Source organism: Shewanella sp. SP2S2-6, from assembly GCF_031931965.1.
Classification (GTDB): Bacteria; Pseudomonadota; Gammaproteobacteria; order Enterobacterales; family Shewanellaceae; genus Shewanella; species Shewanella baltica.
The window spans coordinates 101,367-113,657 of sequence record NZ_JAUOEQ010000002.1; the positions used below are offsets into that span (position 1 = coordinate 101,367).

12 protein-coding genes and 1 pseudogene are annotated in these 12,291 nt (G+C 46.4%); 7 read left to right on the top strand and 6 right to left on the bottom strand.

Annotation, left to right across the window (positions count from 1 at the left end; genetic code table 11):
• The first annotated feature begins 94 nt into the window (after window positions 1-94).
• The 5 genes and pseudogenes from pyrC (at window position 95) to Q4Q57_RS02475 (ending at window position 4,082) form a co-directional block, all read left to right on the top strand.
• Entirely contained in the window at window positions 95-1,126 is a 1,032-nt protein-coding gene (gene pyrC, locus Q4Q57_RS02455; protein WP_107402502.1) for a dihydroorotase, read from the top strand.
• A gap of 139 nt (window positions 1,127-1,265) precedes the next feature.
• Window positions 1,266-2,309, top strand: coding sequence for a hypothetical protein (locus Q4Q57_RS02460; protein ID WP_311889589.1), 1,044 nt, complete (start codon window positions 1,266-1,268; stop codon window positions 2,307-2,309).
• Between the two features lie 22 nt (window positions 2,310-2,331).
• Window positions 2,332-2,727 carry a nuclear transport factor 2 family protein gene (locus Q4Q57_RS02465; protein ID WP_311889590.1) on the top strand — a complete coding sequence of 132 codons (396 nt, stop codon included), beginning with the start codon at window positions 2,332-2,334 and terminating at the stop codon, window positions 2,725-2,727.
• A gap of 488 nt (window positions 2,728-3,215) precedes the next feature.
• Window positions 3,216-3,395: pseudogene (locus Q4Q57_RS02470) on the top strand (hypothetical protein); the annotation flags it as partial.
• Between the two features lie 93 nt (window positions 3,396-3,488).
• Entirely contained in the window at window positions 3,489-4,082 is a 594-nt protein-coding gene (locus Q4Q57_RS02475; RefSeq protein ID WP_311889592.1) for a hypothetical protein, read from the top strand.
• 49 nt (window positions 4,083-4,131) lie between these two features.
• Here Q4Q57_RS02475 and Q4Q57_RS02480 read toward each other — a convergent pair whose 3' ends face one another.
• The 4 genes from Q4Q57_RS02480 to Q4Q57_RS02495 form a co-directional block, all read right to left on the bottom strand.
• Window positions 4,132-5,271, bottom strand: coding sequence for a glucosaminidase domain-containing protein (locus Q4Q57_RS02480; protein WP_311889593.1), 1,140 nt, complete (start codon window positions 5,269-5,271; stop codon window positions 4,132-4,134).
• A 230-nt stretch (window positions 5,272-5,501) separates the two neighbouring features.
• Entirely contained in the window at window positions 5,502-5,885 is a 384-nt protein-coding gene (locus tag Q4Q57_RS02485; protein ID WP_011847592.1) for an MAPEG family protein, read from the bottom strand.
• Window positions 5,886-6,085: 200 nt separating this feature from the next.
• Window positions 6,086-6,481, bottom strand: a complete 396-nt coding sequence (locus Q4Q57_RS02490) for a GNAT family N-acetyltransferase (protein WP_011847593.1) — start codon at window positions 6,479-6,481, stop codon at window positions 6,086-6,088.
• 96 nt (window positions 6,482-6,577) lie between these two features.
• The gene (locus Q4Q57_RS02495; protein ID WP_011847594.1) at window positions 6,578-7,096 is read right to left on the bottom strand and encodes an AAA family ATPase; all 519 of its coding nucleotides are present in this window, start codon (window positions 7,094-7,096) and stop codon (window positions 6,578-6,580) included.
• 540 nt (window positions 7,097-7,636) lie between these two features.
• Here Q4Q57_RS02495 and Q4Q57_RS02500 point away from each other — a divergent pair.
• Together Q4Q57_RS02500 and Q4Q57_RS02505 are read left to right on the top strand one after the other, a co-directional pair.
• Window positions 7,637-8,752 (top strand): glycerol dehydrogenase, encoded by a 1,116-nt coding sequence (locus tag Q4Q57_RS02500; RefSeq protein ID WP_311889596.1) that lies wholly within the window; start codon window positions 7,637-7,639, stop codon window positions 8,750-8,752.
• A gap of 136 nt (window positions 8,753-8,888) precedes the next feature.
• Complete coding sequence (locus Q4Q57_RS02505; protein ID WP_311889597.1) at window positions 8,889-10,280, top strand: NAD-dependent succinate-semialdehyde dehydrogenase; 1,392 nt, start codon at window positions 8,889-8,891, stop codon at window positions 10,278-10,280.
• A 62-nt stretch (window positions 10,281-10,342) separates the two neighbouring features.
• On the opposite strand, the gene Q4Q57_RS02510 is transcribed toward Q4Q57_RS02505, so the two are convergent.
• Both Q4Q57_RS02510 and Q4Q57_RS02515 read right to left on the bottom strand, forming a co-directional pair.
• Window positions 10,343-11,170 carry a cobalamin-binding protein gene (locus tag Q4Q57_RS02510; RefSeq protein WP_131525603.1) on the bottom strand — a complete coding sequence of 276 codons (828 nt, stop codon included), beginning with the start codon at window positions 11,168-11,170 and terminating at the stop codon, window positions 10,343-10,345.
• Between the two features lie 76 nt (window positions 11,171-11,246).
• Entirely contained in the window at window positions 11,247-12,281 is a 1,035-nt protein-coding gene (locus Q4Q57_RS02515) for a DUF2235 domain-containing protein (protein WP_311889600.1), read from the bottom strand.
• Between the last annotated feature and the right edge of the window lie 10 nt (window positions 12,282-12,291).

A 12,291-nucleotide genomic window follows, 5' to 3' on the forward strand; every position in this document is an offset into this window, starting at 1 on the left:
TTGGCCGAAACTACCGAGTTTCCCTTTACAGTAAAATCCTTGCCACATAAGATCCTGCCACCCTCGCAGCAAAAACGATCAAAAGACCAACCCTATGACCACAATAACAATCACTCGCCCAGACGACTGGCATATTCATTTAAGAGACGGCGCCCAGCTTAAAGATACCGTGCGCGACATCAGCCGCTATATGGGCCGCGCCATCGTCATGCCAAACTTAGTGCCCCCCGCTATCGATACCGAAACCGCACTGACTTATTACGACCGCATTAAAGCGCAGGTGCCAGCGGGCTCACAATTCGAACCTTTGATGGTGTTGTATTTAACTGACAAAACTAGCCCAGATGAAATCCGCAAAGCCAAAGCTTCGGGTAAAATTGTCGCCGCGAAGCTCTACCCTGCGGGCGCGACGACCAACTCGGATTCAGGCGTAACCGATTTGAAGAACATCTACCCTGCCCTCGAAGCTATGCAAGAAGTCGGTATGTTGTTTTTAGTGCACGGTGAAGTCACGGATTCATCGATTGATATTTTCGACCGCGAGCGCGTCTTTATCGAAAATATCCTCAGCAAAATCGTTGCCGATTTCCCAGAACTTAAAATCGTGCTTGAACATATCACCACTAAAGATGCGGTCGATTTTGTCACCCAAGCCTCTGATAATGTGGCCGCGACTATTACAGCCCACCATTTGCTGTATAACCGCAACCATATGCTGGCGGGCGGTATTCGCCCACATTTTTACTGCCTACCGATTTTAAAACGCAATACCCACCAGCAGGCGTTATTGGCCGCTGCAGCAAGCGGTAGCAAGAAGTTCTTCTTAGGCACAGATTCGGCGCCCCACGCTAAAGATAAGAAAGAAGCCGCCTGTGGCTGCGCGGGTTCGTACACGGCCCACGCCGCAATTGAGCTATATGCCGAAGCCTTCGAATCGGTGAATGCGCTAGATAAACTCGAAGCATTTGCAAGCTTCAATGGCCCAGATTTTTACAATCTGCCACGTAACGCCGACACGATCACGCTAGTGAAAAAACCATGGAATGTCCCTGCAACTTACCCGCTGGGCGACACTAACGTAGTGCCGATTCGTGCAGGTGAAGCCATTGATTGGCAGGTTGAGTAAGCCTTAAGTCTTTAACATCAAGTCGCCTACGGGCGACTTTTTTATGCCCCAGATTCATTTTGATTTTTAGACCACAATCGGCTAGTGTCTCTCGCTTAAAATACAGCCCTAACCTATGACCTTTTAAGAGAAAATCAGTATGCCCACAAGGATGTTATTCACTGTTTTATCTTCAAGCCTATTGCTTGCTTCTACGCTCCCATTACATTCCTTTGCGGCCAATGAACTGACGGGGATCTGGCAGGGACAATTAGGCAAAAGCAAAGTCAGAGTCTGCTTTAATCAATATGGAACAGGCAGTTATTACTATCAACGCTACTTAAAGCCAATAAGACTCGAGCAGCAAGATGAACTGTGGAAAGAAGAAGGCAACACTGGAAACTGGCAGTTTGATACTGTCACGCCACAAAAACTGAGCGGCCATTGGTTTAAAGATAGCGCGGGTAAATCGTTACCCGTGCAACTTGAGCGAGAAACCAGCCCAGATGATCTAGAAGATTGCGGTGCCGATGCCTATAACCTGCCACTAGAAACAAGGCCAAAACTCAGCCGAGGGAAATGGCAACCCTATGAAAATATTGAGTATCGCCCGCTGACGTTTGGCACAGATGTGGGTATTGAATTTAAAGGCCCACAAACGGGTATCTTGGCAATTAATCAATGGCTTGAACATAAGCTCACCGATGAAGCCCAGCTAGCACAAACCTTTGACACTCGCCGCAGAATGCTGGCACAAATGGGCAGTTTTGTGACTGACGAAACCTTTGCCGAGCCGATTTTTATTAATCAGCATTGGCTCAGTGTGCGCCTATATCGCTGGGCCGCAGGCTATGGCGCTAATGGCATCAGCCAAGAATTTGTCAGTTTCTCCCTTACCGACGGCAAACCTTTCCACCCGTGGCAATGGTTTCTCGCCGATACCAAACCGCAAAGCATGCTAGATAGTATGAGCCATCCTTTACCTCAAGCATTAAGGGAAAAATTGTTTGCAGGTAAAGAGTTAGATCCAGAATGTCCCTCATCAGACGGCTCGGGATATTATCAGCTCACCCTTGAGGCAAAGACCATCAAATTCTGGGAAACACCCCGCGGCGATGGCTGTGAACAAGAATTTGTCCTGAGTCCGCAGGAGGCGATGCCTTTCGCCACCCAATGGGGACAAACACAGCTTAAGCTGTTGTAATAAAAACATTAGGATAGTGAATATGACGGAAGCCACAGGCATCGGTGCAAGTGCCAGAACTAAAGCCAAAGCAGTAGAAAGCACACCCGAAGCTTTGGTTCAAGCTCAGCTTGAAGCCTACAACCAGCGCGATCTCGTTACTTTTGTCGCCCAGTTCAGTGACGATGTGTGCATCTATCGCCCACCCGCAACAGCGCCCGTCATCCAAGGTAAAGCCGCTTTTAGTGACTTCTATCAGAATGAGCGCTTTAATCTGCCCAACTTACATGCCGAAATCGTCAGCCGTATGGTGGTGGGCAATAAAGTCGTCGACCACGAACGCATCAGCGGGATTAGAGATGAACCCTTTGAGGTGATGGTGGTATTTGAAGTCTCTGATGGATTGATTCAAGCCATGTGGAGTTTTGCAACCAACTGATTGGTTTTATCTATCAGTATTTTTATCAAGAAAAGTCAACGTCGTGGGGCTTCACCCCTGATTTGTTAATCAAGAATCGACCAAGAAGGAATTAACAGCAATCCCCTCTTTATGAGTGATTAGTGCTTTATCTTTTATGCATAGAATTAATCACTTTCATTCCAGTGACACGCCATAAACTCGTCCCTGATGGCTCGACGGCGGCATCCATGCCGCCAACGGTCACTTACATGCAAGTGATTAATTTCACCAACACTTAAGTATGTCTGTAGCTACATGACTCATATCTCCGTAAACACCATAGTAACCAGTATCATACGCCCACTAAAAGTCACCTAACGGCTAACCCAGAGCCTGCGCCATCATCCATGATATCGCCACGGCATTTTTATCAAAATATTTCAACAGCTTCGCCGGGGAGAGGTGAACTTCTGTGGCATTAGAGTTAACATTTCGCATTAAAAGAGTTATGCATTTTCTGTCTTTTTTTGAGCGCTCCTAAGCATGTGATCCAGTTCGATAGGATGATTGAGCGGTTATCGCCAAACTGTATTCGGGCGATTCGCACTTGTTACGTGTGCAAAGGCCAATTGGCATTGATGGGATTAGACAGTAAGAAGTCGTATGCGTATTGGTTGAGAAGGGCTGAGATAGCTTTAATTAATTGAGAATAAAGAATAATATCACTGTTGTTGAAGTTTACAGATGAAATATAGGGCTAAAGCATGTATATAAGAATTATACGTTTTTGTGATGATTTAATGAGCCCAATCTTAGTTGGAATTATGGTTGGTTTGGTTTTATTTGGCTGTATCTTTATTTGTTTAGATATTCTTACCTTAAGCTTAGGTGTGTTAACTAACATCGTAATAGCCTTTGCATCCATCATCGCTGTCCTAGTGCATGGTAGTGGTTTGTATACACAAGAAAGATCAAGACGGTGGGAACTCAGGAAAGGTATTGTTTTTGATTTGTTGAATGCACTATCGAATAAGTTAGAGTTATCTAAAGAAATGTATGACATTTATATGCGTTTGAACCATATGCAAGAGGATGAGATAGATGAAATGCCAAGGCTTAAAGAGAGAGAGAAGGAGCTTATAAAAAGTTGGAATGATCTTAGTGCAAAACTCAATAATCAAGTTAGAAATATTTTGAATGTCTATAAGCCTGTAATGACTAAAGAATTTTCTGAATATATTGATAAATACAATGTAAATATCTCTGATTTAAATATGTTATCAAGACAAGAGTGGGTTGAACACGATGACTTGTTCGAGAATGAAATTGAAATTTTGTCTGAACTGCAAGCATATTTATTTGGCTTTGTCGCTGATGAATCAGGCCTAAATTAAATAGGTCTCTCAATAGTGTCTAAGTAATAATGTACATTTAACCAATCACTTAGTTTGTTCTTGTTAATAGATGTAGTGGCGCGTCATCACTCAAATAAGTATCATCCACCAGATAGAGCTTATTGGTGCGGATCATTTGACGAATCGCCTCAACATAGGCGTGCCCGCGCTCCGAATATCGGTCTAACGTCCCAGCGAGTTCAGAGCCTGTCACAGCTTGATTATCTTGTCTGGATTGAACACGAAGATCCCGCATCTTTTGATAGGCATTATGGGTATTCAAATTCAGTAGATACCCTTCCACCGAGGCAAGTGGTGTGTCGAAACGGGCTAAACCATAGTTTCCTAATCCTTGGCGTTTTTGCTTAGGTTCCATGCCATCCCCGTTGAAATCCCACTGTCCAAATAATGCATTACCTTCATGGGAAAATCGCGATGTTCCCCAACCGCTCTCTTTTGCTGCTTGTGCTAATACTAGAGATGGTGGCAGGATATCCACCCTTTTAAGCAGCATTTGTCTTTGGGCCTCTAACAGCGGCTTATCTGTACTGCTTAACACTTTGTACTTAACAGCCAAAGCAATCAGCGCTGTGTCATCAATATCTGCCGACATGATAACTTGTCTTTCTTGTAAAATTTTCTCATTAGCCAACAGCACTAAAGGTGTCATTAATCTAAAAAACACCGTTTTCTTTTGCTTCACAGGGAGTTGGCTTGACACTGAACGCCAGCCCTCTCCCACTGCATCAAAGGTCAATCTAGGTATCGATTTATTACCCTTATGAAAATTTTCTAGCGTGTAATCAAGTGAATCAAACAAGAGCATCAATTCGTTAATCGAAGTAATACTGACGTTTTGTGGCTTTAGTTCTGAACTGGGTAAAACGGGCTGTTGGGCCATAGGTGGGAATGGGAAAGAGTTAACGCCTGTCTCCACAACATTGCCTCTATTTAACTGCAAAAGAAAAGCCGTTACATATGTTGACGTACTATCGATAAGAAGCCGAGCACTCGTACTCATAGTTAAAGGATAGGGAGCAGTTTGAGGCAAAGAAGTGGATGTTTGAAATACCATTCCATTTGAAATCTGACTATTAGCTGGCGTCTTTTGTGGATATTCAAAAGAGTACACAACAAACGTACTCATGAATGTGAGCATCATTAACGAAAGCTTGAGCCTTTTAAACATGACATATCTCTAACTGAGGTAAAACGGTAGCAAAGGGACTAACCAATACATCGGGGGCGTAAGGTAACAATTAAAACCTGACAGTTTGCTTAATAGATATAAAAATGACCTTTAATAAGGTCATTTTTAAGGTAGAGAGGCGGAAGTGACCCTTATTACAGGCCACGTCTTACTTATCGCGAGTGGTTCTAGGCGGGTTTTAAAACCCGTTTTTACACTGGGACAGTGCATTAAAAAGCTTGAAAGAAAATCCCGAAGGCGCTGAAGATAGCGACAAACCATGAGAGGGATCGTAGGGTGCCTTTATTGGCAAGGTATAGGATGTGATACACAAAGCGGGCGGCGACATGGGTAATTGCCAACCACTCAGTGGTGGGGTTCACTTTGCCCGTGGCGATAACCACTAATACCGCCAGACCAAACACTAACAGGGACTCGAAGGCATTTTGATGCCCCGCCAAGGCGCGAGCACCAAAACCGGTTAGCTGTGCTTGCTGGGCGCGGGGATGATTATTGTCATAACCGCCCGCCTTGGCCATCGCCCAAGCGACGGGGCCTTTCGCCAGATACGGCAATAACATGGCGACAAATAGGCAAATAAGTAAAGTATTCATAGGTTAAGCTTCCTTTGATTGTTGTTCGAGTTCTGTTATTCAAGCTCTACTGTTTTAGTTCTGCTGTTTTAGTTCTGCTGTTTTAGTTCTGCTGTTTTAGCTCTGCTACTGCGAGTACTGCTGTTTAAGCTCTACAGCGTCGAGTCCTGTTGCGAGTGCCGCTACGAGAATTTTAGTTAAAAGTGTATGGGTTAACAGCGTTATTTCACTATATACATGCCTTCACTTGCGGGGCGACTGAATTTAAAACCAAACTTTTCATAGAGTTCAGGCACATCGGCCATCAGGGTAATATACGCACCCTCAAAAGCCTCACGGTCAAGATAGGCCATAATGTGCTGCATAATCAGCCGTCCTAAGCCTTTGCCTTGGTGCTCGGGATCGACCGCAATATCAACAATTTCAAAGTTCAGTGCGCCGTCGCCAACCACACGTCCCATACCTACAGTTTGATCGGCAAGCTTTATCTGCACGCCATATAAACTCCTAGGTAAGGCCTTAATGGCGCCCTCCAATGGCCGAGGGCTTAACCCCGAAATCTGCCGTAAACGGATAAAATCATTAGCTGAGACAACGTCTTCAAGCACTTGATACATGATATTCCCTATTGTTTTTATTAAGTCGCTTGCTTCAGTAACTTGCTTCTGTAACTAAGCTTCAGTCACTTGGCTTTCAATCAATTTTTCAATCACTTAGCTCTCAATCACCTCAAGATAAAAGCCTTCATCCAGAGTCGGCGGCTGAAAATAACCGCTCACATGCCAGAACATCGCCTCGGTATCGAACATAGCGCGCTCAGGGTGACTTTGTCTGCGTTTATCGAGTTGGCTCAAACAAAGCGCGTCGCTGTGATTAAGATGCATCAACTTATGGGCGGCGCCGCAATCGGTAAAAATGCTTCGAAACCACAGGCGTTGATTCACGGTATTCGCGGGAAAGTCCATCACCACAGATACACCCGAACAGAGCAGTTCCTGCACATGCTTTTTAAGCAAGGGCTTAAGACGAGCGGAATACTTCAGGTAAGTATCAAAATCGTTAATTTCATCGGCATACAGCGCCGCCAGCCATTCATCTTCCGAGATTAAAACGCGGTTTTCGGCCTCAGCAAGTTGTCGCGATAAGGTGGATTTACCTGCGCCCATTTTGCCACAGAGGAATATTAACGTGCCTTTACTGGCTTCTTGCCCTAACGCATTTTGCTCTGCCATCTTCACTCCTTGATTACTTATCTTTTATCTCAGCTAACGATTGCATCTAGCGAGGACACAAACTAACGACAGTACAGAGCATCACATAAAGCATGAACAGCGAGCAAGGCTTAGGGCGGGTTTGAGGTAATAAATTCCCATTAAATTAATGACTATGCTGTGTTTCCACAGCAGGCATTTCCGCTATTCACACAATCCAGTTTTAGCTTCATCACTTGCTTAGATGTCTTATATCACTTCGCCCACTCAGTCTTAAATCAGCTCGCCCGCTCCGTCTTACATCTCTTCACCAACTGAGTTCGCCTCGCTCTCTGAGCCCTCGCCCCTGCCTTAAACCAGAAAAAACCAGAAAGAAACACCAAAGCATTTAACTCGACCAATAAAATAATAAACCACATTTTTAATCTATTAATTAGGCACTAAAGTAGTAATTTACGCTGCATAATAAAAATATTACCACCGCTCATGCTGTGACGATAAATTAAGCGTATGCTAGGGTAAGCATGAAAGGATAACCGTCATAAGTGCAAAGGAGGCTCTATGAGCACTGTCGTTCCGCGTACCGTCACTTCCCCTAAAAAATTCATTATCGGCAAGGGCTTATTAGCTCAAACGCATGATTATGTTAAGGACTTTGGTGACAATGCTTTTATCATCTGCGATGAATTTATCCTCAGCCGAGTTGAGAATGAAGCGGTCGCAGGGCTGGACCAAAATGGGATCAGCAACCATCTCGAAAAATTCAACTATGAGTGCAGCGAAGCCGAGATAAAGCGCTTAGGTGCACTGGCAGAACAGCATCATACCAACGTGATTGTTGGAGTTGGCGGGGGTAAAACCTTAGATGCCGCCAAAGCCGTCGCCTTCTATCAAAAACGGCCAGTGGTGCTCTACCCAACTATTGCTTCAACCGATGCACCATGTACGGCACTTGCCGTGATCTATTCCGAAACTGGTGAGTTTGAACGCTATCTGTTTCTGCCACAAAATCCTGATGCTGTTGTTGCCGACACAGCCATTATCGCCGCGGCTCCCGCCCGATTTTTTGCAGCGGGCATAGGCGATGCTCTGGCCACTTACTTTGAAGCCCGCGCCTGTTATCAATCCGATGGCGTCAATCTCGTATTGAAAAAACCTTCCCGCACAGGGCTGGGATTAGCGCAGCTTTGCTATCAACTACTGACTGAAAATGTTGAAGCCGCTATGGATGCGGTGAGAAACAAGATAGTCACTCCCGCACTTGAGCAAACCATTGAAGCGACGATTTATCTCAGTGGTGTCGGGGCCGAAGCGGGCGGATTAGCCGCAGCCCATGCTGTGAACAATGGTATGTCGGCGGTAGCTGACCTACATAAAGCCCAGCACGGCGAGAAAGTGGTATTTGGCTTACTCACCCAGCTAGTACTCGAAAATGCCCCCAAAGCCGAAATCGATAACGTCATTCACATCATCAAAACCGCGGGACTGCCGCTCACGCTCGCCGATTTGGGGCTAAAAACCTTTGTCGAAGCAGAGTGGCGCAAAGTGGCTGAGATTGCCTGCGCAGAGGGCGACACTATGGGCAATATGCCGATGCAGTTAACTGCCGACGATGTCTATCAAGCCATGATTGCCGCCAATGCAATGGCTGAACGTTATAAAAAGCTTGCGGTTTAAAGCTCATTAATCACTCCCTTGCCTCGCATCGATACTAAGCAAGATGGCAAGGGAGATAACAACAGACACGATATTTACACCCTCGATGCCAAGAGTTGGCATTTACTCTCTATTCGTTGAACGCTTGGAGGAACATATGGCTTATGCAACGATCAATCCCTTTACGGGTGAACTAGTTAAAGAATTTCCAAATGCAACAGATACCGAAGTCACGCAAGCGATAGAATCCGCCCATCAGGCATTTTTAAGCTGGCGAACCACGCCTTTTGCCGACAAGGCCGCCGTACTCACTAAAGCCGCTCACATCCTCAGAGACAGCAAGCCCGCTTACGCTAAATTGCTGACCTTAGAAATGGGCAAAGTCACCGCAGAAGCTGAGGCAGAGGTCGAACTGTCGGCGCAAATTTTCGAATACTACGCCGAACATGCCGAGCGATTGTTAGCTCCGCAAAAACTGCCCGTTGCCGATCCCGCCGAAGGTGAAGCGATACTGGTTAACGAGCCGCTGGGTGTATTGCTGGCCATCGAACCTTGGAACTTTCCCTATTATCAAATTGCTCGCATCCTCGCGCCGCAGCTTGCTGCCGGTAATACCCTACTGCTCAAGCATGCGTCTAATGTGCCCCAGTGCGCCGCCGCTTTTGAAGGTCTAATGCGCGATGCCGGATTGCCCTCAGACGCATTCCAAAACCTGTATGCCACCCGAGAACAAATAGGGCAGATCATCAACTCACCCAAAGTGCATGGGGTCGCCTTCACAGGCTCAGAAGATGCGGGATCGCACATTGCGGCTCTTGCGGGTAAGGCGCTGAAAAAGTCCACCCTCGAACTGGGTGGCGCTGATGCCTTTATCGTGCTGGAAGATGCCGAGCTCCCCAAAACCATCGACTGGGCTGTATTTGGTCGTCACTGGAATGCGGGTCAGGTCTGCACCTCATCTAAGCGGATGATCTTAGTTGAAGCCATTTATGATGAATTTATGCAGGGCTATATCAAGGGGATCGAAGCGCTAAAAGCAGGCGATCCTATGGACTCGGCCACTACGCTGGCACCGCTGTCTTCCCAAGGTGCAGCCGATGAGTTGAAGCAGAAGATCCGTGATGCCGTGAAACACGGCGCAACCGCGACCGAAGTGGGGCCAAAAGTGCCGCAGCAAGGCGCCTTTGTACAGCCAACAATACTGACAAACCTGACGCCAGATAATCCCGCCTACTATTGGGAATTCTTCGGTCCTGTGTCTAGTATCCACAAAGTGAAGGATGAGCAAGCAGCGATTGCCGTTGCCAATGACTCGCCCTTTGGACTGGGTGGCTCAGTGTTTACCGCCGACACTAAACGCGGGCTCGCGGTCGCGAAACAAGTTTCCACTGGAATGATGTTTGTTAATCATCCGACTATGGTCAAGGCCGACTTACCCTTTGGTGGCGTACGCCGCTCAGGTTATGGCCGCGAGTTGATTTATTTAGGATTGAAAGAGTTTGTAAACCACAAGCTGATTAATGTGGTCGACATCAACGCGCCTTTCTAAACGCTTAAAAAATAGCAACATCTGACTAAACGCCTGACGGAATAATCTGTCAGGCGTTTTATTTAACGTGCTTTATCCAAGGCATCACATAAGGCTTGAACGCCAAGTAAAGCTCTGGGCGTCGCGCGGTGTAATAAATCGGCATTGAGTTGATAAATATGCTGTTTCTTCACGGCAGGAATTTCTGGCCATTGGCGCCAATCAACCCCTTTCACATTACCTTCTTCTTCACTCTGCAAAATCACCTCGGGCAAGGTCAGCAAGACGTTTTCTAAACTGACTTGCGGATAATCACTGGCAGCATCGTAAAACACATTTTGGCCATGGCACACACTGATGATCTGTTGGATCCAACTGTTTTTAGAGACTGTCATCAAGGGGGTCGACCAGAGTTGATAAAATACCTTAGGTTCTGATTTTTTAGCATTTTCAACCCGCAATCGGATAAGCTCAGCGCGATAAGCGGCCGCAGCCTTGCTTGCTTCTTCAACATGCCCCGTAAGTTGGCCTAACTCTTCAAGCTCCTTGGCGACGCCTTCTAAGGTTTTAGGATCGCTACCATAAAGGTTAAATCCTAACGTCCTAAGCTGGTTGATATCTTCGGCTTTATTACCCGAATCCCACACCACAATCAGATCGGGATTAAGCTCCATCACCCGCTCCATTTGAATGCCATAGTAACCCCCAATACGCGGGATATTTTTTGCCGCCTCGGGATAATCCGCATAATCGGTTGCGGCCACAATTGTATCGCCCGCACCTATGGCGTAAAGCATTTCCACCGCATGGGGCGAGAGCGCAATAATGCGTTTAGCGGGCTCGGCCAATACGCTATGGGGAAAAAACAAGCTGAGCCCAAAAACGAGTCCAGCTAAGTGTCGCTTAATCATGATATGCCTTAGTATTTATCCCCAAACCGCCTGAAGATGCAGGCGTAGTAGCTTCAGGTCACTTGGGGTTATAGAGTTAAACTAGCTGCTCTGGCCAGCCATAGTGTTCGATATAAGTTTGTAGATTCTTGGGGCGATACTGAGGATCTTGATCCCAGCGGGTCTTCACCGAATGATGCAAAAGTACTGGGATTTGCTCAGGGTCGAGTGGTCGTAAATATTCCTGTTTTATCCGATAAAAACTGCGTCTCGAGTCATGTAAGGTCGCGAGCGGATTTGGATGCACACTCGCGGCTAAGTGTGGCTCTAGGCTTAAATTAAATTTCTGCGCCTCGGATATCATCCACAACAGTGCAATATCCGACAACAATGAACCGTCTTTATCGGGTTTATAACTACCGCCAATATTGCTATGGGCGCCCGCAAACCACACTTGCTGCATGTCCATATTGTCGCGTAGTTGCCAAATAGTCGGCTCAAAATCACTGCGATGTTCATCTATGGCTAACGCATGTCGGGCAACGCGCACATTGCGGCCAATTTTAGTGTCGTAAAACTCGTCTTTATCTTCGAACAAGCCTAAAAATGAAATAGGGATCCCCATAGCACCCACGGTATCCCACACGCCAACAAACTTGATTTCCCGTGATTCATGACTGTATCTCGCTCTAAATTCGAGGGATTTTTCACCATCAGGCGCAAAGGGCGCACTGCTTTTTTTATAGTGGTCGAAAGCTTGTTGAATCAACGCCGCATCGGGGCGTTTAAGTATGCCGCAGTTATTAATCAAGCCACACAAGCAACGCACAGTGTAAGCACCGCGGCTAAAACCAAAGAGATAAAACTCATCGCCTGGGGAATAGTTTTGCACTATATAGCGATACCCATCCATGATGTTTTTATGTAAACCGCGCCCTGTCGCACCACCGATAGTTTGATCGTAATAGGAACCCACACCCCAATCATAAAATACCTGCTGGGGTTTACCATCAGCCGCTATCGGGCTGATAGCACGCGCGAGGCGCAGCACATTGGTTGGGAAATCGACCTTTAGATCTTTCTCGGGCCGATTCCAAGTCCCATCGGCACAAATCACGATACGCTTATTCATAGGATCATCC